Source organism: Bacillus sp. KNSH39, from assembly GCF_052656585.1.
Genome location: NZ_JBQXYO010000001.1, coordinates 4,895,796 through 4,922,280 on the forward strand (window position 1 = coordinate 4,895,796; position 26,485 = coordinate 4,922,280).

Annotated in this window: 31 protein-coding genes; 22 read left to right on the forward strand and 9 right to left on the reverse strand. The window is 36.4% G+C overall.

Annotation, left to right across the window (positions count from 1 at the left end; translation table 11 throughout):
* The first annotated feature begins 58 nt into the window (after positions 1–58).
* The 10 genes from ACUL40_RS25150 to ACUL40_RS25195 all read left to right on the forward strand — a co-directional run bounded on the left by ACUL40_RS25150 (position 59) and on the right by ACUL40_RS25195 (position 9,264).
* Positions 59–259 carry a sporulation YhaL family protein gene (locus ACUL40_RS25150; protein WP_000449223.1) on the forward strand — a complete coding sequence of 67 codons (201 nt, stop codon included), beginning with the start codon at positions 59–61 and terminating at the stop codon, positions 257–259.
* A gap of 215 nt (positions 260–474) precedes the next feature.
* Positions 475–705, forward strand: a complete 231-nt coding sequence (locus tag ACUL40_RS25155; protein ID WP_324256716.1) for a hypothetical protein — start codon at positions 475–477, stop codon at positions 703–705.
* Positions 706–1,112: 407 nt separating this feature from the next.
* Positions 1,113–2,309, forward strand: a complete 1,197-nt coding sequence (locus tag ACUL40_RS25160; protein WP_063246217.1) for an oxalate decarboxylase family bicupin — start codon at positions 1,113–1,115, stop codon at positions 2,307–2,309.
* Between the two features lie 263 nt (positions 2,310–2,572).
* Complete coding sequence (locus tag ACUL40_RS25165) at positions 2,573–3,022, forward strand: helix-turn-helix transcriptional regulator (protein WP_326037980.1); 450 nt, start codon at positions 2,573–2,575, stop codon at positions 3,020–3,022.
* A gap of 97 nt (positions 3,023–3,119) precedes the next feature.
* Positions 3,120–3,680, forward strand: coding sequence for a glycerol uptake operon antiterminator GlpP (gene glpP / locus ACUL40_RS25170; protein ID WP_000394285.1), 561 nt, complete (start codon positions 3,120–3,122; stop codon positions 3,678–3,680).
* A gap of 226 nt (positions 3,681–3,906) precedes the next feature.
* On the forward strand, positions 3,907–4,728 hold the full coding sequence (gene glpF / locus ACUL40_RS25175) for a glycerol uptake facilitator protein GlpF (RefSeq protein WP_001272200.1): 822 nt from the start codon (positions 3,907–3,909) through the stop codon (positions 4,726–4,728).
* Positions 4,729–4,741: 13 nt separating this feature from the next.
* A complete protein-coding gene (glpK, locus tag ACUL40_RS25180; protein ID WP_000760011.1) occupies positions 4,742–6,232 on the forward strand; it encodes a glycerol kinase GlpK in 1,491 nt (496 codons plus the stop codon).
* Positions 6,233–6,365: 133 nt separating this feature from the next.
* The gene (glpD, locus tag ACUL40_RS25185; protein ID WP_098255789.1) at positions 6,366–8,048 is read left to right on the forward strand and encodes an aerobic glycerol-3-phosphate dehydrogenase; all 1,683 of its coding nucleotides are present in this window, start codon (positions 6,366–6,368) and stop codon (positions 8,046–8,048) included.
* A gap of 114 nt (positions 8,049–8,162) precedes the next feature.
* Positions 8,163–8,495, forward strand: coding sequence for a PadR family transcriptional regulator (locus ACUL40_RS25190; RefSeq protein ID WP_000356630.1), 333 nt, complete (start codon positions 8,163–8,165; stop codon positions 8,493–8,495).
* Positions 8,488–9,264, forward strand: a complete 777-nt coding sequence (locus tag ACUL40_RS25195; RefSeq protein ID WP_001288376.1) for a VanZ family protein — start codon at positions 8,488–8,490, stop codon at positions 9,262–9,264. Before ACUL40_RS25190 ends, ACUL40_RS25195 begins: the two co-directional genes overlap by 8 nt.
* A gap of 441 nt (positions 9,265–9,705) precedes the next feature.
* Here the strand turns inward: ACUL40_RS25195 and ACUL40_RS25200 are convergent, their stop codons facing one another.
* Positions 9,706–9,870 carry a hypothetical protein gene (locus ACUL40_RS25200; RefSeq protein WP_000561154.1) on the reverse strand — a complete coding sequence of 55 codons (165 nt, stop codon included), beginning with the start codon at positions 9,868–9,870 and terminating at the stop codon, positions 9,706–9,708.
* Between the two features lie 612 nt (positions 9,871–10,482).
* On the opposite strand from ACUL40_RS25200, the gene ACUL40_RS25205 reads away from it, so the two are divergent.
* From ACUL40_RS25205 to ACUL40_RS25215, 3 genes are read left to right on the forward strand one after another with little or no spacing between them, the layout of a single operon-like run.
* Positions 10,483–11,016: a sigma-70 family RNA polymerase sigma factor gene (locus ACUL40_RS25205; RefSeq protein WP_445422707.1), complete on the forward strand. Its 534-nt coding sequence runs from the start codon at positions 10,483–10,485 to the stop codon at positions 11,014–11,016.
* 4 nt (positions 11,017–11,020) lie between these two features.
* Positions 11,021–11,428 carry a PadR family transcriptional regulator gene (locus tag ACUL40_RS25210; protein ID WP_229175149.1) on the forward strand — a complete coding sequence of 136 codons (408 nt, stop codon included), beginning with the start codon at positions 11,021–11,023 and terminating at the stop codon, positions 11,426–11,428.
* Positions 11,429–11,435: 7 nt separating this feature from the next.
* A complete protein-coding gene (locus ACUL40_RS25215; RefSeq protein WP_326037979.1) occupies positions 11,436–12,701 on the forward strand; it encodes an FtsW/RodA/SpoVE family cell cycle protein in 1,266 nt (421 codons plus the stop codon).
* A 101-nt stretch (positions 12,702–12,802) separates the two neighbouring features.
* On the opposite strand, the gene ACUL40_RS25220 is transcribed toward ACUL40_RS25215, so the two are convergent.
* Both ACUL40_RS25220 and helD read right to left on the reverse strand, forming a co-directional pair.
* A complete protein-coding gene (locus ACUL40_RS25220) occupies positions 12,803–13,366 on the reverse strand; it encodes a hypothetical protein (protein ID WP_139846959.1) in 564 nt (187 codons plus the stop codon).
* A gap of 87 nt (positions 13,367–13,453) precedes the next feature.
* On the reverse strand, positions 13,454–15,787 hold the full coding sequence (gene helD / locus ACUL40_RS25225; RefSeq protein WP_445422706.1) for an RNA polymerase recycling motor HelD: 2,334 nt from the start codon (positions 15,785–15,787) through the stop codon (positions 13,454–13,456).
* Between the two features lie 277 nt (positions 15,788–16,064).
* Here helD and ACUL40_RS25230 point away from each other — a divergent pair, with 277 nt between their 5' ends.
* Positions 16,065–16,310, forward strand: coding sequence for a hypothetical protein (locus tag ACUL40_RS25230; RefSeq protein WP_000521398.1), 246 nt, complete (start codon positions 16,065–16,067; stop codon positions 16,308–16,310).
* A gap of 82 nt (positions 16,311–16,392) precedes the next feature.
* Here ACUL40_RS25230 and prsA read toward each other — a convergent pair whose 3' ends face one another.
* Entirely contained in the window at positions 16,393–17,253 is an 861-nt protein-coding gene (prsA, locus tag ACUL40_RS25235; RefSeq protein ID WP_000710058.1) for a peptidylprolyl isomerase PrsA, read from the reverse strand.
* 423 nt (positions 17,254–17,676) lie between these two features.
* Entirely contained in the window at positions 17,677–17,871 is a 195-nt protein-coding gene (locus ACUL40_RS25240) for a hypothetical protein (protein WP_000172690.1), read from the reverse strand.
* A 115-nt stretch (positions 17,872–17,986) separates the two neighbouring features.
* Between ACUL40_RS25240 and ACUL40_RS25245 the strand changes: the two genes are divergently transcribed.
* Positions 17,987–18,322 carry a DUF1878 family protein gene (locus ACUL40_RS25245; RefSeq protein ID WP_000383655.1) on the forward strand — a complete coding sequence of 112 codons (336 nt, stop codon included), beginning with the start codon at positions 17,987–17,989 and terminating at the stop codon, positions 18,320–18,322.
* 5 nt (positions 18,323–18,327) lie between these two features.
* Here ACUL40_RS25245 and ACUL40_RS25250 read toward each other — a convergent pair whose 3' ends face one another.
* The 3 genes from ACUL40_RS25250 to ACUL40_RS25260 all read right to left on the reverse strand — a co-directional run bounded on the left by ACUL40_RS25250 (position 18,328) and on the right by ACUL40_RS25260 (position 20,161).
* On the reverse strand, positions 18,328–18,885 hold the full coding sequence (locus ACUL40_RS25250; RefSeq protein WP_000834924.1) for an HTH-type transcriptional regulator Hpr: 558 nt from the start codon (positions 18,883–18,885) through the stop codon (positions 18,328–18,330).
* A 298-nt stretch (positions 18,886–19,183) separates the two neighbouring features.
* Positions 19,184–19,546 (reverse strand): YtxH domain-containing protein, encoded by a 363-nt coding sequence (locus ACUL40_RS25255; protein WP_000030302.1) that lies wholly within the window; start codon positions 19,544–19,546, stop codon positions 19,184–19,186.
* A 180-nt stretch (positions 19,547–19,726) separates the two neighbouring features.
* Positions 19,727–20,161: an HIT family protein gene (locus ACUL40_RS25260; RefSeq protein ID WP_001016835.1), complete on the reverse strand. Its 435-nt coding sequence runs from the start codon at positions 20,159–20,161 to the stop codon at positions 19,727–19,729.
* A 562-nt stretch (positions 20,162–20,723) separates the two neighbouring features.
* Here ACUL40_RS25260 and ecsA point away from each other — a divergent pair.
* The 3 genes from ecsA to ecsC are packed head-to-tail and all read left to right on the forward strand — an operon-like array spanning position 20,724 to position 23,392.
* Complete coding sequence (ecsA, locus tag ACUL40_RS25265; protein ID WP_001292603.1) at positions 20,724–21,467, forward strand: ABC transporter ATP-binding protein EcsA; 744 nt, start codon at positions 20,724–20,726, stop codon at positions 21,465–21,467.
* Positions 21,460–22,671, forward strand: coding sequence for an ABC transporter permease EcsB (gene ecsB, locus ACUL40_RS25270; protein WP_445422705.1), 1,212 nt, complete (start codon positions 21,460–21,462; stop codon positions 22,669–22,671). The genes ecsA and ecsB overlap by 8 nt, the downstream gene beginning before the upstream one ends.
* Positions 22,672–22,684: 13 nt before the next feature.
* Positions 22,685–23,392, forward strand: a complete 708-nt coding sequence (gene ecsC / locus ACUL40_RS25275; protein WP_000634142.1) for an ecs operon protein EcsC — start codon at positions 22,685–22,687, stop codon at positions 23,390–23,392.
* 40 nt (positions 23,393–23,432) lie between these two features.
* Here ecsC and ACUL40_RS25280 read toward each other — a convergent pair whose 3' ends face one another.
* The gene (locus tag ACUL40_RS25280) at positions 23,433–23,576 is read right to left on the reverse strand and encodes a YjcZ family sporulation protein (RefSeq protein WP_072769936.1); all 144 of its coding nucleotides are present in this window, start codon (positions 23,574–23,576) and stop codon (positions 23,433–23,435) included.
* Between the two features lie 155 nt (positions 23,577–23,731).
* On the opposite strand from ACUL40_RS25280, the gene ACUL40_RS25285 reads away from it, so the two are divergent.
* The 4 genes from ACUL40_RS25285 (at position 23,732) to ACUL40_RS25300 (ending at position 26,471) form a co-directional block, all read left to right on the forward strand.
* Positions 23,732–24,313, forward strand: coding sequence for a TetR/AcrR family transcriptional regulator (locus ACUL40_RS25285; RefSeq protein WP_000164838.1), 582 nt, complete (start codon positions 23,732–23,734; stop codon positions 24,311–24,313).
* A gap of 2 nt (positions 24,314–24,315) precedes the next feature.
* Complete coding sequence (locus tag ACUL40_RS25290; protein WP_000783808.1) at positions 24,316–24,483, forward strand: hypothetical protein; 168 nt, start codon at positions 24,316–24,318, stop codon at positions 24,481–24,483.
* A 79-nt stretch (positions 24,484–24,562) separates the two neighbouring features.
* Positions 24,563–25,039, forward strand: coding sequence for a PH domain-containing protein (locus tag ACUL40_RS25295; protein WP_000377670.1), 477 nt, complete (start codon positions 24,563–24,565; stop codon positions 25,037–25,039).
* Positions 25,032–26,471, forward strand: a complete 1,440-nt coding sequence (locus tag ACUL40_RS25300) for a PH domain-containing protein (RefSeq protein ID WP_063220302.1) — start codon at positions 25,032–25,034, stop codon at positions 26,469–26,471. The genes ACUL40_RS25295 and ACUL40_RS25300 overlap by 8 nt, the downstream gene beginning before the upstream one ends.
* The last annotated feature ends 14 nt before the right edge of the window (positions 26,472–26,485 follow it).

Here is a 26,485-nt window from a genome sequence, read left to right on the forward strand (position 1 = left end):
ATTCTTTCCTCATAAAGTGAAACTAATAAGGCTTGTCTAAGGAAAGGAATGAAGTGATTTGGAAACTTTACCATGGTGGGTGTATCTTGTAATTGTTGGGATTGTACTAAGTGGCTACATGGTTTTATATACTTCGAAAAAAGAGCAAGATATGGATAATGAGTTTATCGAAAAAGAAGGCGAAGTATATATGAAGCGCTTAGAAGAAGAGCGCGAGAAACGTAATCAGGATAGTGATAAAGATTCGGTATTGCTTTAATAGATTACGTTTAAAGAAGAGAAATATATTGTATTTCTCTTCTTTTTTATTATGTTAAATATTTGTATAAGAGAAAAGTATAGGTTTCGTTTGTTAGCTGTCATTTTAAAATTGAAGACTTATTAAATGAAAAAATTGATATTTGCTTGAGGGTATTTTATATTTAAAGTATTAAATATACAGTTTTATTGTTGTTGGAGGAGATAAGAACTAACATGAATATAAAAAAATTTCAAACCTATGTGGCGTTGTCAACAAAAGACTGGAGTGCTGAAACATTTGTAAGAACCTTAGAAGAGATTGTATCTTCGGCAAAAGAATATGAAAATGATTATATTGAAGTCCATCAAGTACTAGAAATGGTAGTAACAGAAGTTGAAGTTGAGTATGTAATCATTCTAAATCATACGAGAAACTTAGATGATTTGGGGAAATACCTTAAATAATAATTTTTAAATACTGTTTATAAAAAGGAATGCTGTTCTATTTGGATAGAATGGTATTCCTTTTTATCGCTGTTAATAATATAAGGGATTTTGATATGGAATTTTAAAAAGAGAGTGTTAATATTGGCCCTCTAAAAAAGGGTGTAATCAGTATGACAAAGGAAAGACTTTTGGACACTTTACGTAAAAAAAGAAAACGCCCTCTGTTAATCTTTCTGAAACAGAGGGCGTTTTTTGCATTTTACTTAAAGTCTTTGTTGTCCATCTTCTGTTTTAAATAGTAATGGGTAGTAGACTGTTAGAGCGAAAATTGCCGAATCTATAGTAAAAGTAACCATTCAAAGCCCAATTCATACACTATGATGGAGGATTTTTACTTCATAACCGGATGAAAAAGGAGTGTAATCATGAAGAAACGTACTGTTAATGAAGCAGGAAGGAATGTGCCACAACCAATCCGCAGCGACGGAGCAGGTGCGATTGATTCTGGACCTCGTAATGTTATGCGGGATATTCAAAATCCGAATATGCTTGTTCCGCCTATAACGGATGCAGGGTTAGTTCCTAACTTGAAGTTTTCATTCTCGGACACTTCTATGATTTTGAAACAAGGCGGGTGGTCTCGGGAGATTACTGCTCGGGAACTACCGGTTTCGACGACGATTGCCGGAGTAAATATGAGTTTAACGGCCGGTGGAGTACGAGAACTACATTGGCATAAAGAAGCAGAATGGGCGTATATGCTTTTAGGACGGGCGCGCATAACGGCTGTTGATCAAAATGGACGGAATTTTATTGCTGATGTTGGACCAGGTGATCTTTGGTATTTTCCTCCTGGTATTCCGCATTCCATTCAAGGATTGGAACATTGTGAATTTCTACTCGTTTTCGATGATGGGCATTTTTCTGATTTATCTACTTTAGCTATTTCTGATTGGTTTGCGCATACGCCAAAAGAAGTGTTGTCGGCTAATTTTGGAGTACCTGAGAGTGTTTTTCGTTCTCTCCCTTCAGATCAAGTTTATATTTATCAAGGAGAGGTGCCAGGTTCGCTTGAAAGTCAGGAAGTTCAATCACCGAAAGGAGAAGTTCCTTTAACATTTAAACATGAATTGTTAAAACAAAAGCCGATTAAGACGCCTGGTGGTAGCGTTCGAATTGTAGATTCTACAAATTTCCCTATTTCAAAAACAATCGCAGCAGCGCTCGTTGAGGTTGAGCCTGGTGGAATGAGAGAACTTCATTGGCACCCGAATAATGATGAATGGCAATATTATTTGACAGGGGAAGCGAGAATGACTGTGTTTCTTGGAAATGGTACCGCTCGTACATTTGATTATAGAGCTGGCGATGTCGGATATGTACCGTTTGCGACGGGGCATTATATTCAAAATACAGGTACCGAAACATTATGGTTTTTAGAGATGTTCAGAAGCAATCGTTTTGAAGATGTATCGTTAAATCAATGGATGGCACTGACTCCTAAAGAAATAGTGGAGAGTAATATACATGTTGGCCCGCAAGTAATGGATTCTCTGCGTAAGGAGAAGTGGCCTGTTGTGAAATATCCGGGGTTTTCATATAGTCCGAAAAATGATGAGTAAAAATGAAAATTTGCGTTATTCTTTCTGGAGACTGATAAGAAGGGATGGCGTATTTTTTATGCCTAATCTAGTCTTAACTAGTATCTGTTCGTTGTATTATTGTTCGGGAAATTATTATAGAAGAAAAATATATGAAATCGACATACTACATAGCTTTATTTTTAGGTGTAACGCACAAGTTGCACAGCTAACGCAACGACAACTCGCTTTACTCTTCATTATGTATTTGTCCATACTAGACGTAGAGAGGTGATAAACACAGTATGATTTTTAGCGAACGTTTAAAAGAAGAACGAGAAAAACGAAATTGGTCGCAACATGATTTGGCTGAAAAAATTCATGTGAGCAGGCAGTCGGTTTCGAAATGGGAGACGGGAAAGAACTATCCGAGCATTGAAATTATTATTCATTTAAGCGGTCTGTTCGGTATTACGATTGATGAATTGTTAAGGAGTGATGAAGAATTGACGCAGAAAGTAATTGAAGATAGTAAGCAATTGGCGTATCCAAAATGGAAGGTGTTTTTTGATAGTTTATTTATGATAGGAGTATTTTTGTTTATTGCAAAAATCGTTGTATGGATGCTAAATAAGTTTGCTGGAGCAAGTATTACAATTGTAGCAGATGCGCCATATGTAATGAATCTTTTGCCCCTTGTATTCATGATTATAGGTGGTATAGGTTCTGATAAGTTGAAGAAAATATATAGATAAGAGAAAGATTTGAAAGAAATCCCCGACACTAGCTGTTCTTTTCACTTAAATTGTGTACTATAAAGGATAGGATGACATAAAGAAGGGGACGTATAGAATGGAATTTCATGAACAGAAAATTTTGCCGGCAGTGAGGCAAATTAAAGATTTGGAAAAGCTATTACATAGTTCGTATGAATATATCGTTATTTTAGATATTCATGTCGGCCAATTGAAGAGTGTTATATCACTTGCGAAGCAATATTGTAAAAAGGTATTTTTACATGTGGATTTAATTCATGGTTTGCAGAGTGATGGGCATGCGACGGAATATTTATGTCAGGAGTTTAGACCGTACGGGTTACTTTCAACAAAGGCGAGTGTTATTATGAAGGCGAAGCAAAAAGGTGTTGTGGCAATACAACGCATCTTTTTAATCGATTCGAGTGCGATGGAGAAGAGCTGCAATCTTTTAGATAAGACGAAACCGGATTATATTGAGGTACTTCCTGGAGCATTAACGGATGTTATCGCTGAAGTGAAAGAGCGTACTGGTGTACCGATTTTAGCAGGTGGTTTTATTCGTACTGTAGAAGATGTGGAAAGAGCATTAAATGCTGGTGCGACAGCAATTACGACATCAAAACGTGAACTATGGAAACATTACCAAAAAAAGTGACGAAAATGTGAATTTTTTCGTTGACACCGCTTTCATTTGCGGTTAACATTATAGACAAGTTAATAAACGTGACGGAGAAAAGTAGAGATCCACATTTCATTGTTTCTATATAAATTTATATAGAAGCGTGCAAGCTGTGGGTCTTTTTCTTTTGACAAAAACGAATGGCCATTCATTTTACCTCTATCACATTTGAAAGCGTTTAAATTGATTGTGGAGGGATACTATGTCAGCATTTTTAGGAGAGTTAATAGGGACTGCGTTGTTAATCGTACTTGGTGGCGGCGTTTGTGCTGGTGTAAGTTTAAAGAAATCGTTTGCGAAAGATTCAGGTTGGATTGTTATTACAATGGGCTGGGGCTTAGCAGTAGCGGTTGCAGCGTATGCGGTTGGATCAATTAGTGGGGCACATTTGAATCCAGCTTTAACGATAGGATTAGCATTTAAGGGAGCGTTCCCATGGAGCGACGTACCAGGTTATATCGTAGCACAAATGATTGGGGCAATTATCGGGGCAGTTATCGTATATTTACATTACTTACCACACTGGAAAGAAACAGAAGATCCAGGAACAAAGTTAGGTGTATTTGCAACAGGTCCAGCAATTCCGAACACATTTGCAAACCTTTTAAGTGAAATGATTGGAACATTCGTTTTAGTATTTGGTATATTAGCAATTGGTGCAAATAAATTTGCAGATGGATTAAATCCATTTATCGTAGGTTTCTTAATTGTAAGTATTGGTTTATCATTAGGTGGGACAACAGGATACGCAATTAACCCAGCGCGTGATTTAGGTCCGCGTATCGCACACTTCTTCCTTCCGATTGCAGGAAAAGGCGGTTCAAACTGGAAGTATGCATGGATTCCAGTAGTTGGTCCAATTTTAGGTGGATCACTTGCAGGTTTATTCCATCAAGTTGTATTTGAAGGAAAACAAAATTCAGCACTTATTTATGTGATTATCGCAACTGTGATTGTACTAGCAATCTCTTATATGACAAGTAAAAAAAGCGGAAGCAATACAAATAGTAGAAAAGTAGCATAAGGGGGAAACCGATATGAAAAAATATATTCTTTCATTAGACCAAGGAACAACAAGCTCACGCGCAATTCTTTTCAATAAAAAAGGTGAAATTGTTCATTCAGCTCAAAAAGAGTTTACACAACATTTTCCAAAGCCGGGCTGGGTAGAGCATAATGCACAAGAAATTTGGGGATCTATTTTAGCAGTTATCGCAACTTGCTTAAGCGAAGCAGATGTAAAACCAGAACAAATCGCAGGTATCGGTATTACGAACCAACGTGAAACAACGGTTGTCTGGGATAAAACGACTAGTAAACCAATTTACAACGCAATCGTATGGCAATCTCGCCAAACAGCTGAAATTTGTGATGAGTTAAAAGAAAAAGGTTATAGCGAAATGGTTCGCGAAAAAACAGGTCTTTTAATTGATGCATACTTCTCTGGTACGAAAGTAAAATGGATTTTAGATAACGTTGAAGGTGCAAGAGAAAAAGCAGAAAACGGCGATCTATTATTCGGAACAATTGATTCGTGGCTTGTATGGAAACTATCTGGTGGTAAAGCACACGTAACAGATTACTCAAACGCATCACGTACGTTAATGTTTAACATTCACGACTTACAGTGGGATGATGAGCTTCTAGAAATGTTAACAGTACCAAAGAGCATGCTTCCAGAAGTGCGTCCATCATCTGAAATTTACGGAGAAACAATTGATTACCACTTCTTCGGCCAAAATGTACCGATTGCAGGTGTAGCTGGTGACCAACAAGCAGCATTATTTGGACAAGCTTGTTTCGGTGAAGGTATGGCGAAAAATACTTACGGAACTGGTTGCTTCATGTTAATGAACACAGGTGAAAAAGCAGTAGCTTCTGAGCACGGTCTATTAACAACAATTGCATGGGGAATAGATGGTAAAGTAAACTACGCATTAGAAGGAAGTATTTTCGTAGCGGGTTCTGCAATTCAATGGTTACGTGACGGAATGCGCATGTTTAAAGATGCAAGTGAGAGTGAAGTGTATGCGAGTCGCGTTGAATCAACTGACGGTGTATACGTTGTACCAGCATTCGTTGGACTAGGAACACCTTATTGGGATAGTGAAGTACGCGGCGCTATGTTTGGTGTAACGCGCGGTACGACGAAAGAGCATTTCATTCGTGCAACGCTAGAATCTTTAGCTTACCAAACGAAAGATGTATTATGCGCAATGGAAGCAGATTCAGGTATTGAGCTGAAAACATTACGCGTTGATGGCGGAGCAGTTAAAAATAACTTCTTAATGAAGTTCCAAAGTGATATTTTAGATGTTCCTGTAGAGCGTCCAGTAATCAACGAAACAACGGCTCTAGGTGCAGCATACTTAGCTGGTCTTGCGGTTGGATATTGGAAAAACCAAGATGAAATTAAAGAACAGTGGCATATGGACAAACGCTTTGAACCAACGATGGAAGCGAAAACAAGCGAAGAGCTATATGCTGGATGGAAAAAAGCAATTGAAGCAACAAAAGCTTTCAAATAATCATAAACAGTGTTATAATGGTGACAAGTTAATAATTCGGTAGGAGATTTGGAGAGACCACAACGCGCTATAGAGGCGAAATCTATAGCGGAGTTTGTGGTCTCTTTTTTCGTTATCAAAGGGAGGAATTACCATGAAATTTTCAAGTAAACAACGTAAAGACGTATTAAACGGAGTAAATAAACAAGAGTTAGATGTGATCGTAATTGGTGGAGGTATTACTGGTTCTGGTATTGCATTAGATGGAGCAACACGCGGGTTATCAACAATTGTGTTTGAAATGCAGGACTTTGCAGCAGGTACATCAAGTCGTTCAACGAAGCTTGTACACGGTGGTCTACGTTATTTAAAACAACTTGAAGTGAAAATGGTAGCAGAGGTGGGGAAAGAGCGTGCGATCGTATATGAGAACGGTCCCCATGTAACAACACCAGAGTGGATGTTACTTCCGTTCCATACAGGCGGTACGTTCGGATCATTTAGTACATCAATTGGTCTTCGTGTATACGACTTCTTAGCAGGTGTAAAACGAAGCGAGCGCAGAAAGATGTTTAACCGTGAAGAAACGCTAAACAAAGAGCCTCTTGTAAAAAAAGAAGGATTAAAAGGCGGCGGTTACTACGTAGAATATCGTACAGACGATGCGCGTCTTACAATTGAAGTAATGAAAGAAGCAATTGAGCATGGTGCGAAAGCTGTTAACTACGCAAAAGTAGACAGTTTCTTATATAAAGATGGAAAAGTATGCGGTGTACGTGTAATCGATTTACTAGACGGTGAAGTGTACGAAGTTTACGGTAAGAAAATTGTAAACGCAGCTGGCCCTTGGGTAGATACACTTCGTGAAAAAGATAACTCGAAAAAAGGAAAAGTACTTCAGTTATCAAAAGGTGTTCACTTAGTAATTGATCAAAAACGTTTCCCATTAGGTCAAGCGATTTACTTCGATACACCAGATAAACGTATGGTGTTCGCGATTCCACGCGGCGGAAAAACATATGTAGGTACAACAGATACGTTCTATGATAAAGACGCAGCTGTACCACAAATGACAACAGAAGATCGCACGTATATTATTAATGCGATTAACTACATGTTCCCAAGCGTGAAAATTACAGAGAAAGACATCGAATCAAGCTGGGCTGGTGTACGTCCGTTAATTTACGAAGAAGGTAAGAGTGCATCTGAAATTTCTCGTAAAGACGAAATTTGGACTTCTGAATCTGGTTTAATTACAATCGCAGGTGGTAAATTAACTGGATACCGCAAAATGGCTGAAATGGTAGTAGACTACGTAACGAACTTACTACAAAAAGAAGGTCATAGCGCATATCCGAAGAGCGACACGAAACATATGCCAATCTCTGGTGGACATGTAGATGGTTCACGCGGATTCCCAGCATTCGTTGCGAAAAAAGCTGGCGAAGGTACGAAATATGGTTTAACAACAGCACAAGCAGAAGAATTCGCGAAATTCTACGGCTCTAACGTTGACGTACTATTTGATTTAGCGAAAAAACATAAAGACGAAGCGAAAGAATACAACATGCCACTAGACGTTCTAATCCCGCTTGTATACGCAATGGATTACGAAATGACAGCAAAACCAGTTGACTTCTTCGTACGCCGTAGAGGCGCTGTATTCTTCAATATCCACTGGGTATACGAGTGGAAAGAAGCAGTAATCAACTACATGGCTGCGAAACTAGGCTGGAGTAAAGAAGAGCAAATGAAATACACAGCTGAATTAGAAAAAGCATTAACAGACGCTGTAATTCCTGTAGATCAACAAGAACAGGCAGCTGCGTTAGCGTAAAATAGAGAACCACCTGAAGGGGAGCCTTTAGGTGGTTTTTTTATGGGGTATTTTTCTAACTATGTTGCATAACGACATATGTTGTTATACTATGTATATAAGGTGGTGGTATTGTTGGACAAAGAAATCTTGAAGGGAAGTATAGATATTTTATTACTTTCTATCATTGCAAAACGTGATACATACGGATACGAAATAGCTCAAAGTTTAAAGGATGCAAGTGAAGATTTGTATAGTATGGGACAGGGAACTTTGTATCCTGCTTTAAAGAGATTAGAGAAAAAGGAGTTTCTTGAATCTTATTGGAATGAATCTGAGAATGGGATGAAAAGGAAATTTTATACTATTACAGATAAAGGGAAAAAAGAATTGCAGAAGAAAGTGAACTCTTGGGAGAGTGTAACAGCATTAATTCAAGCTTGTCAGAAAGGAGTTATTTATGAGTGAATTTGACGAGTATATTAAGTCTATTTTAGCCTATTCAGAACTTAGTGATATTGAACAGGATGAGTTATTTCTAGAAATGTATGATCACTTGAACAGTTTGAAAGAAGAATATATGGAACAAGGTATGAATGAAAAAGAAGCGATTTATAAAGCGATTCAAAGTTTTGGAGAATCAAAAGTTATTGGCGTAGAGATTAATAAATCGGTATACGAAGTTCCTAGGCCATTAAAGGTATTATCAAAAATTTTATGTATTCCTTATATAATCATTTGTTTTATTGTCTTTTTAGGAACGTTTATTTCAACTTCTACATTTGACTCTGTTCGCAGTTTGACAGGTGGTGGGACTGTCTATCATCCCATTGAATTTTGGCAGCAATTTTTACATATATCTGATTTAGAAACGTTATTACAACTTTTTGGAATAACACTTTGGCAAGTTAAAGATTTTATTGCACATCCAGGTCCTTGGGGAAACTCAACTTATTGGTTAAGCGTTTTACAACATATAATATTAGTAGTTCCATTCGGATTTTTCGTTCCAGTGCTCATTAATAAAGTGACTAACTATAAGAAAGCTCGTAAGTGGTATGTTATGACCTTTCTTGTTTGGGAGATATTACATTTACTAACTTTGTCTGATGTTTTTGATGTGTGGCGGATTGCTATAAATATGCTCGGTGCGTCGGTAGGATATCTTTTATTTATAAGCATAATGCAACTGGATAATAAATTTAAGGTTATGCGAAAGAAGATATTTGAAAATTAGCTCGCTATTCTGTAGTTTAAATTATACAAATTTAATTTGATGGTAATAGAGTATCGCTGAAAACATAGGTACTATGTAGTGAGAGGATTTTTTATATTCGTAATAGGTGTTGTTCCTTGTTTAATCCTACTGTTATGAAGCGGGTCCATAATCCGTCTTTATTGGTGCTATAAATGATGAGAGCGGCACAGCTGAACTAGAAAAAGTCTAGAACAACAAGAACAGGCGGCTGCTTTAGCGTAAAATAGAAAACCAACTGAAGGGGAGCCTTTAGTTGGTTTTTTCTCTTGACTAAAAATAAATAAAATGTGTTACAATGATGATAGAGTATTTAGTATGAATTTTGCATAAAATAAAGAAGACAGAAGCCTGAGAAACTTCTGCCTTTGTAACCTAACTTGCTATTGTGGTGGTAGTAGGTGCGGTTATAAGACAATTACATTAACGTTTTAGCCGAGAACCGCCCTTACCTTTTCCACGAAGCAGGGTGGTTCTCGCTTTTTTGTATACAGAAATTAGCCACGGACCGACGTATCTTCTACCGATGACAACGCCAGCTCCGGTTAGGATACCATACACTAATTTAATTACAAACATCGCGATCATATTATCACCTCCCCCCTTTTTTCAAAATGGAAGAGATGATTGCCACACCTACTAGTTATAGCTTATTAAGTTACATTTTAATTGTATTATGTTTTAAAATAGGGAACAAGATATATGGATGAAAAGCCCTAGTTTTAAATGGTGGTTGTGTAAATTGTGGTTTATCATATATAACCTGTTTATGAGTTTCCTACAAGTTAAGGTTTTCATTCCATTGCGTTATGTATAGAAGTTTAAATGCTACACTTGTATGAAGAATGTATTAGTTTTGATATTATCGATTCATCTTTGTATGGCCATGATATATTAGATTCTTTAAATGAGCGTTAGAAAGAAGGAGGACTCGATTAAATCGGTTCTCTTTTTAATTTAGCGATGAGGGGGATCTTGATGATATAAAACTAAGACAAAATCCGTATTGCAAACTTAAAGAGCGCCTTGGGAGAAAGACGCTCTTTAGGTGAATGCATTGTAACGACTATTCGGTTTATTATATGTAATTTACTGAGGAAGTGCTTTATAAAAAATGTGATTGCCGATCGTATTTTTTTATACATTTATAAAACTTTTCCATACAGTGCATCGTCTAATATATGGGAAGGAGGGAATGCTATGGATGAATTAACGATAGAAGCGTTTGAAATAGAAGATAAGGAACTCCTTATCGATGAAATTATGAACAAGTATGGGCAAGAAGTGCTGCAACTTGTGTATTCATATGTAAACAATAAAGAAGTTGTGGAGGATTTAACGCAAGATATATTTGTGAAATGCTATAAATCTCTTCATACATATAAAGGGAATTCGAACTTAAAAACATGGTTATGGAGAATTGCAATCAATCATTGTAAGGACTATTTAAAAAGTTGGTATAACAAAAAAGTTATCGTTACAGAGGATGACTTTACGTATATGGAGAGTCAAAAAGAAAGTGTCGAACAAACAGTCATTCAAAATGCGGAGGATCGTGAACTGGCTTCTGCAGTAATGAATTTACCGATAAAATATCGAGAAGTTATTTATCTATTTTATTATGAGGAATTATCAATTAAAGAGGTTGCTACGGTAATAGAAGTGAAGGAAAACACGATAAAAACGAGACTGAAAAAAGCGAAGGAGCTTTTGAAGAAAGGATTGGAGGAATAATCAAATGGAAGACCGATTAAAAGGCTTGCGAAAATCAATGGAGAACACAACGTTTAAACATTTGAGTTTTTCTGATCAAAACCAGAAGCAGGTGCGCGAAAAAATTAAGCAATCGTCCGAAAAGGAAGAAGATATCCTTTTAGCAGTGTTACAACTTCTTATGAATGAAAAAACAGGTTATGAATTGATGCAGTTGCTAAGAGGGAGAGGGATTCAAAAATTCGAAGGTGATGAAGGGTCTCTATACACTTTATTACATCGTTTAGAACAGAATCGCTTTATCCAATCTAGCTGGGATCACGCAGGAGCTAAATATTATCAATTAAATGATAAAGGAAACAAGATGCTGCGAAAGGCAGAGAAGAATGCTACGAAGGCACGATTTATATTAAAAGGATTAGTACAGGAGTGAGAAAAAATTGAACAAAAAAGGGGAGCGTTTTTTAAAAGAAGTTACGAACCATATTAAATCAAAAGAAGCGAAGGACTTAGTAGCAACGGAACTAGATTTTCACTTGAAACAGACGAAAAATATGTGGGTAGAGAAAGGCTTAAGTGAGGAAGTTGCTGAAGATAAGGCTGTTGAACAAATGGGGAGTCCGATTAAACTTGGCCGGGAACTTAACAAACTTCATAAGCCAAAGGTGGATTGGTTCTTAATTGGTTTATTAGTGGCTGCGATGGGATTAGGGTTTTTGCCGGTTTTAGTTTTTGGATATACGAATGATGTAATAATAAATAAGGTGATATTTGTTATTCTCGGTGTTGTAACAGCGATTGGAATGATGTTACTTGATTATCGGAAATTAGAGAGAATGGGATGGTTGTTTTATATAATCGGAGTAGTTGTCCTGTTAATGCTATACTGTTTTCCAAACGCTTCAATGATTGGAGAATCGTTAATACAAATCGGCCCAATTGCAATTGACTGTCTAATGGCAGTGCCTTTCTTTTTTTTAGCTTGGGCTTCTTTTTTTAATGATAGTAGGTTAAAGATTATACATCTTGTGGTTTTATATTTATTTTCTTTGTATTTATTTTTGATTGTATCCACCCTTTCGTCAATTTTTATCTATATTACGATGGTATTCGTTATGCTTTGGTGGAGTAAGCTAGGAAAGAAAACGTCGTTGATTATTACGATTGTACCTATTTGTTTATTTGTTATCAAGGTATCCGTATCATGGTCTTCAGGATACCACTTAGATAGACTTTTAGGGTATTTAAATCCTGAGAGTGATGCAGGTGGCGCAGGATTTATGTATATACGATTAAAAGAGGTAATGTCATCAGCAGGTTGGTTTGGTACATCTGGAGATACAAAATTCATCCCTGCTCCGGATACTGATTTTGTATTTGCAAGTTTGACTTACTATTATGGGTATTGGCTTGCGTTAATTCTTGTCTTTGTTCTTTCTCTTTTTGTAGCAAGATTAATAGTCATCTCTTATAAAATAAATGATCGGTACGGTAAATTGCTGCTCGTTGGTGGATTGACTCTTTTTGTATTCCAGTTCATTTATAATGTTGGAATGATACTAGGATTATTGCCGCTTGCTGCTATATCCTTACCTTTTATTAGTTATGGATTAACGCCGACTGTATTTCATGCGCTTATAATGGGGATTGTGCTGAGTGTATATAGACGTAAGGGTATTTCATTCAGAATTAGAAAAACACCTTGATACTTATATAAGTTGCATATAAAAGAATTCATTATTATGATCAAGTACAAACGGAAATAGATAGTAGAAGAGGGTTATGATAAATAACCCTCTTTTCGTGTTTAAATAAGTGCACTCTCTTTAACAGAAATACATAATTCAGAACGAGAGATTGATTCAGTTAGTTGCTGTAAATAAGAGTATTCTTCCGCATCTTTTTCGGAAGTGTTAGGATCTAGTAAAGGTGAAGAAAGAAGTACATCAATCGTAAGTATGTCTGCATCATGAGAGACGATGTTATAACCTGCAAATACAGGTCGTTTTAAGTCTTTTACTTTTTGAATCATTTGATGGAATTTCGTAACACTTATATGGATTTGTGCGAATGGAAAGCATTTTTGGATAGGATTCTCGATGTTCTTTCTAATTTTATAATCGTATACATAGTAGTACTTTTCTTGCTGCTCAAGTGTTTGCAACTCTTTCGTTAATGAGTGGTATTTGTCTGTAAGTCCAGTTGTGAGTGCACGATGTTCTTCGCAAACTAATAATGTGAAAGGTCTTGGTGAGGAGATTGAAATGGTGCGGACGTTTAGGTCAGTAAAAGTGTGCTTAGATTGTAAAATGGTATGTAATTTTTCGGTAGGAAACTCACCGTCATAAATAGCAATAAAATAGTGGTTCATCTTTTCGCTCCTTAATTTTTTTCTAAACTGATATATTCTACTTTAAAGGTGTAAGTCCTGCATAAAAAGAAAACACCTTGATTGTTATCAAGGTGTTGTAATAAGCTCAAAACTATCCGAATCAGCCCCAAGCACAAAAGGACTAACCTCACCAACGCTATAAAGGTGCAATTCATGCATTGCACGCGTACAAGCAGTGTAGAACAATCTACGAACGCTCTCATCGCTGTACACATCTTTAGAAGCATCGTAAATAATAACAGCATCAAATTCGATACCCTTCGCTAAATAAGCAGGGATCACGACGACGCCTTGCTCATACTCGGCTGAGTTACTCTTCACGAGTTTAATATTCTCGATATGATTAAGTGCTTCGTAAGCAGCGGCGCTTTCAGCCGCAGATTTACATATAATTGCGATCGTATTGTGCTGCTCTTTTTGTAGTTCAGCAACTTTAGCAGTAATATGTTCGTGTAGTTCGTTGTGATTAGCTACTTTCGTCACTGTAGGTTTCGCGCCGTCACGTTCAAAGGCGTGAATGTTCTTCCCTTCCGGTACGAGAGCACGTGTAAATTCAATAATCGGTTTTGTTGAGCGATAGCTACGAGTTAAGTTAATGCCGTTTGTTTCGTCTGGCCCGTATAAATTCGTAAGTGTATCGAAATTCACCGTTTCACTCGCATGGGCAAATATCGCTTGGTTAAAGTCTCCGAGTACCGTCATTTTTGCGGCAGGGAAGAGACGTTTTAAAAACTCGAACTGGAACGGAGAGTAATCTTGTGCTTCATCTACGAGTACGTGTTTAATCGATCTGTTCGTTTGGAAGCCTTCAATTAATTCTTTTAAAAGTAAAAATGGAGTCGCATCCTCGTAATATAGCTTTCCTTCATCAAGCATGTTTACTGTTAATGAGCAAATGTCATCCCATTCTTTCGGTTTTTCCCCAGTAACCCATGATGCATCTGTGAAAAGTTGTTTATATATGCCTGTAAAATTGATGAAACGCAATGTTTGAACGCCTTTACGAAGTGGCTTCATTTTTTTACGGACAATCATACGTCCGAGTACTTTCGCTTCTTTCTCAAAATCATTAAAGGAGTTGTCGTCAAACTCGCCTTTTTTCTGCAAGTATTTATAAGCCTTTTGATATTCGTCTTTACTAAGTAGTTCAATTTCTTCTTCTACCCAAGGCTTTTTCAGTTCTGCTTTTTCAAGTGCATCTATTTGCTTATTTAGCCAATCCGTTAACTTTTCAATTCTATTATTGAAACGGAGGGAGGAGTCTGTATTGTAAAATTGCTCTGTAATTTCTTTAGCTGAGGCGATTAGTTTCCCTCTAAATTTCATTCCTCTAAATAGCATACCTGAAGATTCAAGAGATTGTCTGTACGCTCTAATCATCTCGAAAAATTGAGTGGATGCTTTAAATCGGATGCTCGCATTTCTCGTTTTATAGGTAGGGCTATTTGTTTCAGTTAGCATATATTCTAATTGCTCATAAGGGTCTTCAACGTCAAATGACTTACTCAGTCTATGATTTAAATATTCTTGGAATGTCACTTGCTGCATATTTTCTTCGCCGAGTTCAGGTAGTACGTTAGAAACGTAGCTATTGAACATAGAGTTAGGGGAGAAGAGAATAATTTGATCCGCTTTTAGCCATTCGCGATATTTATACAGTAAGTAGGCGATTCGCTGCAGGGCAGCTGACGTTTTACCACTACCAGCAGCTCCTTGCACGATAAGGAGTCGGCCTTCATCGTGACGAATAATTTCATTTTGTTCACGCTGAATTGTAGCGACGATACTTTGCATATGTTTGTTCGTACCTTTTCCGAGCGCTTGTTGCAAGATTTCATCGCCAATTGTAAGGCTCGTATCGAACATAGAATCAATCTCGCCATTTTGAATAATGTATTGTAATTTTTTCTCCACATTACCGTGGATTACGCCTCCTGGTGTACTGTACTCAGCTGGTCCTGGTGGATAATCGTAGTATACACTCGAAATAGGTGCGCGCCAGTCATATATAAGAAAGTTTTCTCCGCTAGCATCCGTAAGTGTAGCAACACCGATATAAATTTGATCCGCAGCAGATTCTCCTTCTTCTTTGAAATCAATTCGTCCGAAATAAGGTGCTTTATGCATGCGTTTTAGTGCGGCAAGTCGATTAAAGGTGTGCTTATGGGTAATTTGTGTGACAGCTAGTGACTGAGCTTGTTGTCTTAAGTTGATAACTGTTTCAAGATAATCATCAAAAGTATCCGTGTTCACTTTCACGTCATCCCAGAAGTGTTTACGAATATTGATTACTTCTGCCCGGCGTCTTCCAGTTTCGTTTTCCAGTTTATCAATTTGCTCCGTAATCGTTTCAATTACGGTATCCAATCGTTTTTGCTCTTGATCAAGTTTTTTGTTCATACGTAAGCACTCCTTTAAAAGTGAAAAATAGAGGTTGACTGAAGAAAGGTTTTGTTGTACAATTAAGATACGGATAAATACGTTCTGTGTATTTTAGAAAACGTGTTTCTGTACTAATTTAACATAGTTTCTGAATTTAATCAATAATGATGAGATAAACCCTTGGTTCCACGCGTTGTGAATCAAGGGTTTTTTGTTTTTCTGTAAGAAATAATTGCAATTTTGCCGAGGATGATCTAAGTAAAGTATAGAAACAATCAGGAATAGGGGGATACTGATGGGAAAATATTTTGAGGAAGCACATCGTTTTTGTTCTCGTAATAGAAAGCACTTAGAAAAGGATGTTATATGTGGTTGTTTCTATTGTTTAGAAATTTTCCATCCAGAAAAAATTACAGAGTGGTGGGATGATGATAACACAGCAGTTTGTCCGTATTGTGGGATTGACTCTATTATAGGGGAAAGTTCAGGATTTAGAATCACAGAAATGTTTTTAAGTGAAATGCATAAAAGATGGTTTTAGTTAAACGAATGACAAAATAAACTTTCGTTAACGAAGAGGATACATAAAAAAGCTCGGGCCGAAGCCCAAGCTTTTTACTTCATTATTTCTTTTCTTCTTTTTTATCGTCAGCTTTTTTCTCTTCGAAAAGATCTTTTAAATCTTTATCGTCAACTTTTACGTCAGCTTTTTTGATTTCTTTCATCATAAGATCATTCATGAATGCAGCATCTTGTGCTTTCTTCTGAACTAGATCTTTTTTGATGTCGCCTTTTACTTCATCAAATGGTTTTTGTTCTTTAATGTCTGTTACTTTAATGATGTGGTAACCGAATTGTGATTTCACAGGTTCGCTTACTTCATCTTTTTTCAGCTTGTAAGCAGCATCTTCGAATTCTTTAACCATTTTACCAGCAGTAAAGTAGCCAAGGTCTCCGCCTTTTTCTTTTGAACCAGTATCTTCAGAGTATTGTTTCGCTAACTCTTCGAAAGATTTACCTTGTCCAAGTTCTTCTTTTACCTTTTTCGCAGTAGCTTCATCTTTTACAAGAATGTGGCTTGCTTTAATTTCAGGCTTGTAGTTTTCTTTTAGTTCTTTATCAGTGATTGTTTTCTCGATAGCTTTTTCTTGAGCTAATTGAGCACGCACACCAGTTTTTATAGTTTCTTCTTTAATACCTTGTTGTTTTAATAGTGTATCGAATTGATCACCGTATTGTTTTTTCATTTCATCGAACTTTTTGTCTACATCTTTGTCTTCAACTTTGTAGTTTTTAATAAGTACTTTTTCCATAACCATGTTGTTTAGTACTTGTTTACCAGCTTGTGTCTTCATTTGATCGTAGAATTCTTCTTTTGTAATGTCACCAGCTTTAGATGTAACAATTTTGTCTGATGATGATGTTCCACATGCTGATAATGCGATTACACTTGTTGCGGCTAAGGCAAGCATAGCTTTCTTCATTCGATAAACACTCCTACTATTATGTATTTTTAATTTATCCTACACCAATGAATTTTGATTCATAAGAGCCCGATTAAGTCTCACTGATACTTTTGCTTTTTTATATTGGTAAAGCGCGCTTAACAGGGCTTACCGAGGCTGAGGATAAAGTTTTGATGAATGTTTTGTTCTATAGTATAAGCAATATGTACAAAATTTAATATATCATATTTCGAACCGTTTTCATATTGATAAAGAAAAATTAACCAGCACGTGTCAGATTTTGAAAGTGTGCCATATTGGGCGTATGCCGCATATACAGAATAGAGGAGGGGATGGGGATGAATTCTCAACTTATTTTATTACTTGTACTGTTTATTTTATTGGTTATTGTAGGTATAATTTGCTTATAGAGGAAAAAAGTGAGGAAGGGGCTTTCCTTCCTCACTTTCCATGAAATATAATTTCTATATAACTAGAAATTAATAAAATTGTTATACATACATTAATAACCCGAAAGACACCGGGCTGGCGGCTCGCAGCTATTTGTTTTCGTTCACACAGTGTATGTGTCATGAAATTCGTGTAAAATATAACAAGAAGTGCAAATGCGACAAAAACAACTGTTATAAGTGTCATGAGGCGAGACCTCCTTTTGGCTAAAATACATATACATATATTGTATCACACGATATTTTGTTCGTGTTACAAAATTCAGAAATAGAAGACTTTGTGTTAGAAAGTGAGGGAGAAAATGGACGTTGTTAGAAGATTAGAACAAGCTGAATACTATGTAGACCTACTATTTAAAATGATTGATGAAGAGAAGTGTCCATTTTATTCTTTGATCATAAAGAAAAAAGCTCGTAAAAAAGATATTGAACGTATACTAAATCTTTGTGAAAAACTGAACGAGCAATATGTAGTGGAGAAAGCAGAAGGGCTTCTTTTGTTCGATGCGCTGTTAGATCAATTTGAAAAAGCGCTTCCACATCAGCTCGAAGTACACGAAACTGCGGAAGCGCTAGCAAAACAAGGTTTATTTAAGCCGCTTATGAATGAATTCTTAAGCATGATTGCGAAAAAATAAATAGATTATTTCTTAACTAACTTTTGATCGGATTCTGTAAAGTTCTCTTCAATATCTTCTAATGATTTCTCAAAAATATCGATAAAGTCTTGTCCGTAAATATTACGCAGGATTGCAATCAGTTCGATATTTTCTGGGAACTTCCCATAAAAATTACGAAGTGCAAGAGCCCCGTTAAACACTGAATTATTTTCAGGATCATACTCCTCCATTAAGCGAAGTAGTAATTCTTCCCCTTTGTCTGTAATTTCAATGTACGTATTTCGTTTATCATCTTCCTTTTTTGAGAATACAAGATAGCCGCGTTCTTCTAGCTTTTTAGAGAAGTTAAATGCCGTTGATACGTGCATAACTCCAAACTTAGCAATCTCAGAAATAGAAGCCCCTTTTAAATGATAAGCGATTGTTAAAATATGATGTTCATTAATATTTAAATCGTAAGGTTTAATCCACTGCTGCCAATCTTTCTCTACACATTTCCATAACGCTTTCGATAATTGAGCAATGCGTTGGCTGAAAATCATCGCTTCTTTTACCGAGTAATCTTTTTCTCCACTTTTCATTTACTCACCCACTTTAACATTCTTTTTCATTACTATCTATTATGCCAGTAAAATAAAAATTAATAAAGTCTTTTTGTAAGAATTGTGAAAATTTTTTAACAAAATGACATTCTATACAAATCATGCATAACTATGGAAGCGTTTTATGAGTCGTGAATACATGCGTTGTCCTTACATGTTAATTGATAACATATATTGTAAATGCATAAAAACACGGCATATCTATACGATATGCCGTGTCAAGGTCAATTTATATAAAAAATATTTGTTATATGCAAAAAACTAAGCAGGAATTTGTTTACGCTTTTTCTGGAACAGCTTCTTGCAGTTTCTCAATTGACTTTTGGATGTCCAAAATTTCTTTCTCAATATGGCGCTTGTTTTGAGAAATATCTTGCTTCCAATTAGAAAGCGTGTCTTGCATGTCATCTTTTAGTTCTTGAAACACTTCTTTACCTTCTGAAGCAGTTTCAACAATTTGACGCTTTAATAATTTCGTATCAGCTGTAATATCAGCTAAAGTCTTTTTAATATCATTTCCTTTTTCTTTTAACTTGCCGCGCATGTCTTTACCAGAAGAAGGAGTTGAGAAAAGAACGGCTAGTCCAGCAACTGCTCCGCCGCAAATAACACCTGTAATAAAGGATTTAGCTTTTGACATAAAAGGAGACCTCCTTATTTTTTGTTCGTATTCATGATGTGAAAAAATATGCATATCTTTCTTATATGTGCTATGCACAAACAATCATCCCTGAGCATTTTAGGTGAAGAAACAAGCCATGCGGAATTTGATGACTTCAGGGAAGTGGCTTGTTATGTATTACGCCTTCTTATAGTGTCATTATTTCACACTATTTGCAATTGTACTTGCGATGTTTTGTAAATTTTCCATAGTGTATTCATTTTGGTGTGATTTCCAAACAGCACCGAAACCATCTTTTTCACCGTAGCGTGGAATTAAATGAAGGTGGAAGTGGAACACAGTTTGTCCAGCTTTTTCACCATTATTGTTAAGTAGGTTAAAGCCAACTGGATTAAACTCTGCTTTAATCGCATTTGCGATTTTTGGAACGACAGAAAAAATATGTGATGCGATTTCTGGCGTTAACGCAAAAATGTCTTGTTTGTGAACTTTCGGAATAACAAGAGTATGTCCTTTTGTTACTTGACTAATATCTAAAAATGCAAGCACATGTTCATCTTCGTATACTTTTGAGCAAGGGATTTGCCCGTCAATGATTTTACAAAAAATACAATTGTCTGCTGTATGATTCATTGATCTCATCCTTTCAAATATCCTTAGCCGTATTTTACCATAATTACATAAGAGAACAAACACGAAAAACAGGAAGCTGACTCAGCTTCCTGTTTTCTGAAGAGGGATTGAAAAAGCATTATCGTAATTTACGTTTCGCAGACACCTCATTTATTTAAGAAATGCACGGTAAATCGGCTAAAGTTTCTGCCGTAGACACCCCATTTTCAAGTGAAATGAATTGCAATCTTTTTTAAAATGAAATTGTTTATTTTTTAAAACAGTATATGCTCTTTCAGAGACACCCCGTTTCGAAAATGAAACAAATGATCTGGTTATGTGTAAATTTCATTGTCCAACTTGGACACCCCATTTCATGATGACTTCACTATGTTGTTGTACTCATCAATTGGTGGTTGCTTTTTCAATGTGTTCCTTCTTCAATAATTATGATGTCCGCTTTCGGGAAATTATATGCTAATAAATTTTAAAATTTTTTTTGAGTACATGGATACTATGTAGTACAGCATAATTTTTGGTAAGATGAATATAGAATGAATACTAATGAAGAAAGTGGTGTCGTATGAGCGAGTTATTGCGTGTAGAAAATGTTACAGGAGGATATACGAAACGACCTGTATTAAAAGACGTTTCGTTCTCTGTTAATAAAGGCGAACTTGTCGGCTTAATCGGTTTAAATGGAGCTGGTAAAAGTACGACGATTAAACATATTATCGGTTTAATGGAACCGAAAAAAGGAACTGTCACAATTAATGGGAAAACAATTCGTGATGATATGACAGCGTACCGTTCTAGCTTTTCATTTATTCCGGAAACGCCGGTATTATATGATGAATTAACGTTAGAAGAGCATTTGAAATTAACAGCTATGGCGTATGGCGTGGATGAAAAACAATATGAAGAACGTGTAGGACAACTACTACAAGAGTTTCGTATGAAAAATCGTTTAAAATGGTTTCCATCTCATTTCTCAAAAGGGATGAAACAAAAAGTAATGATTATGAGCGCATTTTTAGTGGAGCCATCTCTTTACATAGTAGATGAACCTTTCGTTGGATTAGACCCGTTAGCGATTCAATCCCTTCTTCAAATGATGGACCAAATGAAAAAGAGTGGTGCCGGTATTTTAATGAGCACACATATTTTAGCGACGGCAGAGCGTTATTGTGATTCGTTCATTATTTTGCATCAAGGTGAAGTAAGAGCGAAGGGAACGCTATCTGAACTGCAATCACAGTTTAATATGCCAGGTGCAACGTTAGATGATATTTACATTGCATTAACGAAGGAAGAAGATTATGAATAGCACAGCGTTATGGAAAGAACGATTTCGTCAATTTCTAAAAGAAGTTCGTACATATAGTAAATACGTATTTAATGATCATTTGAAATTTATTTTCGTGTTCATCATCGGTGCGGGAGCGTATTATTACCAGCAATGGTTACAAACGTTAACAACTTCGTTTCCAACTGCGCTCGTAATGGCAGTATTAATTGGACTCGTGTTAACGGCTGGATCCATTCAAACGTTATTAAAAGAAGCGGATCTCGTTTACTTACTGCCAGTTGAAGAAAAGTTAAAACCTTACTTCACAAAGGCATTTCTTTTTACATTTATGATTCAGTTATACATAATCGCAATCGTAGCAGCTGCGCTTGCTCCGTTATACTTCCAACAAATGAAGCAAACAGGAGCTGGCTACATATGGATCGTACTCGCATTTGTCATTGTAAAAGCGTGGAATTTATTTGTAGCGTGGGAAAAGTCATTTTTAACAGATCAAAATATACAAAGGGCTGATTGGTTTATTCGTTTTATCCTAAACGGTTTATTTGTATATTTCCTTGTAGAACGTACTTCAGTTCTTTTCATTGGTGGAATCGTCCTTCTCATGGTGTTATACCTTGCTATCATTCATCAAATGGTCAAAGGAAAGCCACTAAACTGGGAGTATTTAATTTCCGAAGAAGGTAAGAAGATGATGCTGCTGTACCGCATCGCGAATATGTTCGTTGATGTACCAGCATTAAAAGAAAGAGTATCTCGCCGAAAATGGCTGGATTTCATTCTTTCGATAATCGGCGAAAAGCGTACATATTTATACTTATATACGAGAACATTTTTAAGATCAGGTAACTATTTTGGATTATATGTGCGCCTGCTCGCTCTAGGCGGAGTTATTCTTTACTTCATTCCATTTTTATATGGACGATTTATCGTAAGCCTTATCTTCCTATACTTAATCGGTTATCAGCTATTAACTTTATGGAAACATCACCGCATGAAAATTTGGCTTGATTTGTACCCAGTAGGCGGAGAAGAGAAGAAGAAAGATTTTCTTACTTTATTAAATGCAATTCTTATTACAGGTAGCGTTATATTTACAATTATATTTGCACTAGCAACGAAAGATTTCATGATGACAGGAATTTTACTTATCGTAAGCATATTATTTAGTATCGGTTTCGTTTACCAATACGGGGCGAAGCGCATTGAGCGTTTAAATTGAAAGGAATGAACCTATGATTACATACGAAGAGAAGGTTATAAAAGAATTGGAGCAGTGGAAAGCTACATTCATGAAAGATTCTTCTATGATGACACGGTTCTCCAAAAAAGTGCAGACGAAGGTGCAACAGCTCATTCCGGCGAAAGTACAAAAGGTACTAACAGAGACGATTCGTATGATGGTGCAAACGATTAGCGCCGGGTCAAACTTTATAAAGCCGAAGCTAAAAGAGACGACATGGTCACTGCAAAGACGTGACGATGAAGTTCGTAAAAAAATGGATGAGTACAAAAAAATAGCAGCGGCAGAAGGAGCAGGGACTGGAGCTGGTGGTATTCTCCTCGGTCTTGCTGACTTTCCGCTTTTACTTACAATTAAAATTAAATTTTTATTCGATGCAGCGACATTGTACGGATTTGATACGAGTAAACAAGAAGAGCGTCTTTTTATCCTTCACGTTTTCCAACTTGCCTTTTCAAGTGATGATCACAGAAAAGAAATATGGAAAGCAATCGAAACGTGGGATACAGAAAAAGAAAATCATATGGACTGGGAAAAGTTCCAAACAGAGTACCGAGACTATATTGATTTAGCGAAAATGCTTCAGCTCGTACCAGTAATCGGTGCCCCAGTCGGTGCATATGCGAACTATCAATTACTGCAAAGGCTTGGAGAAGTGACGATGAATTGCTATCGTATGCGATTGCTGAATAGGGATTAAAAACAAGGCGTCCTACATATGTAATGTAGGACGCCTTTTCTTAGAAGCTAAGTCCGATATAGCTAATTCCAACTATAATCAATACGATAAAAAGTACAATGATTAATGAAAATCCGCTCTTACCAGCTTGTCCCGCTTCACCGCCGCCATTACCACCACTACCGCCATTACCACCAAGTCTCATATGATATCCTCCTTATTGTTATATGTTGCTTTTACTTTATAACTTTCTGTATTTTCCAATAAATACCTTATGTAGTGCTAACTAAATTGAAAATCATTTCGTTTTGTTTTATAATTTACTTACCGAACGGTAAGTAAAAATAAGTGAGGTACAGTATGACGAAGAATTTACAAACATCGCAGAACATTGTAGAGGCATCATTTAAACTTATGGCAGAACACGGCATTGAGAAGATGAGTCTTTCCATGATTGCGAAAGAGGTAGGTATTTCAAAACCGGCTATTTACTATCATTTTTCTTCTAAAGAAGCGTTAGTTGATTTTTTATTTGAAGAGATTTTTTCTGATTATCATTTTACAAAGTACTTTAATGAAGAGCGGTATACGAAAGAAAACTTTGCAGAAAAGCTAATCGCAGATGGTTTACATATGCTCTCTGAGTATGAAGGGCAAGAAGGAATACTACGCGTTATCAATGAATTTATCGTAACTGCATCACGAAATGAAAAGTATCAGAAACGTTTATTTGAAATACAAGAGGATTTTTTGCATGGTTTCCACGATTTATTGAAGAAAGGCGCGAGACTGGGCGTTGTGTCACAACATGAAACGGAAGAAAATGCTCATACGCTAGCGCTTGTGATCGATAATATGAGCAACTATATGCTCATGGGATTCCAGTTAAAGTATAAAGAAATTTGGATTCGAAATGTGAAAAACGTAATGAAGGAGGAGTAAAGATGAAAATGCAAAAAAACTGGTGGCTCGGTTTTCTTGGATTTATTGGGATTTATAAAATACCAGGTATGATTGAAGCTTTTCAAGCGGATGGAAGTTGGATGAAGTTAATCGGTTTCATTTGGTTACTTTGGTTCGGATATTTTATTCCTGAGAAGAAAGAAGATTAAATTTCAATTTTCTGTAAAGTTATGTAAAATGTAGATTAAGAGTATTCATATATTAGATTACTAGATTTGGAGTGGTTACATGGATTCATTGAAAAATGAAATTCACCCTGACATGGTCAAGGTGTGGAAAGCGCGTTCTTTAATTGAGCTAGGAATCAGTATTATAGTCATTTTTGCATATCTTTTCTTTATGATTAAGTTTAATTGGTGGGCTTGGATTTTCTATGTGCTCATCGGATTAACAATCGTATATACACCGTTTGATTACTTTACGTTTCCGAAACTACGTCAACGTTATTACAGCTACCAACTAAATGAAGAAGAACTTGAAATTCAGCATGGCCTTTTCGTTGTTAAGCGCGTATTAGTGCCGATGATTCGTGTACAGCACGTAACGATTGAACAAGGGCCAATTATGAGAAAATACGGATTAGCAGAATTACACATTTCAACAGCAGCAACTTCTCATAGCATCCCAGGTTTAACGATGTATGAAGCTGAAATGTTGAAAACGAAAATCGCAGAATTAGCGAAAGTGAGTGATGAGGATGTATAAAAGGCAGCATCCAATCACGATGTTATTAGAGTTAAAAATAACAGACTTTATACCACTCATTATTTTCATGTTTAGCTTAAACGGAAAGTTCCCGTTTTGGTATTTAATTCCCGCTGCATTCGGTTTACTCACCGTCTTTTCAGCGTTTGAAAAATGGTATTACACAACATACTGGGTTGAAAATAACGTATTACATGTGAAACAAGGTCTCTTTGTGAAAAAGGAGAGCTACTTAAATAAAGAACGTGTTCAAACGATTAATACAAGTTCTAACGTACTATATCAAATGCTCGGTTTGAAAAAAATTCAGATTGAAACAGCTGGCGGAGGCGATGAAGCAGAAGTTAGCTTAGCTGGAATTACGGTAGAAGAAGCGACAGAGCTTATCGCAATGTTAAATGAGTCGGCTTCAGAATTGAAAGTAGAAAAAACATTAGAAGAAGTAGAAGTAAAAGAAATTATTACAGAGGAAAAACAAGCGAGAGAATACAAATTAACGTGGAAAGAGATTTTAATAGCCTCTGTTACATCTGGTCAATTTGGATTGTTATTCTCATTAATCTTTTTTGTGTATCACCAAGTAGATGAGTACATTCCGAAATGGATAGAGAATAGCGTAAAGTCGTATGTAATGGAACATGATATATATGGCTGGATTTTGATGATAGCTATTTTGCTCGTCCTTTCGTGGATTATATCGACAATTGGTTATGCGCTAAAACATGGAGATTTTACAGTGAATCGAAGAAATGACGAAGTCCGTATTTCGCAAGGATTACTGGAGAAAAAAGAACTCGTACTAAAATTGCACCGTATTCAAGGGATTACGATAAAAGAAGGTATTTTACGCCAACCGTTCGGTTATTGTGCTGTGCAAGTAGAAGTCATTCAAAGTAAGGGAACGGATGACGAAAAAGAAAAAGTTACACTGCATCCTATCATTCGAAAAGATCGAGTGCAACAGTTACTCACGCATTTACAATTACCATACGAACTGAATGCAAATATTACTTCGTTACCAAAAGCAGCATTGCGCCGTTATCTCATTGATAGTTTCATCTTTTTCGCTATGCTCGCAATCCCGCTTACTGGAATAAGCATATACTTTGAAAAGTATTACATCATGTGGGCATTATTACCGCTCGCAATCCTTATCTTTACACTTGGATACGCAACATTTAAAACAAATGGTTACAGTGTTAACGGAGAACAAATTACACTTGTCTATCGTAGCGTCGGAAAATATACAGGACTTATTAGAAGAAGACACGTCCAATCAATGGAGAAGACACAATCATATTTCCAGCGCCGTGCGGATTTATGTACGTATAAGTTTTCGAGTGCATCATCTAGTTACAAAATAGAGCATACGAGAGTAGAAGATGCGGAGAGAATGCAGGATTGGTATAAGAAGAAGTTAAGTGAGAATTAAGTGGAACGGCTCGT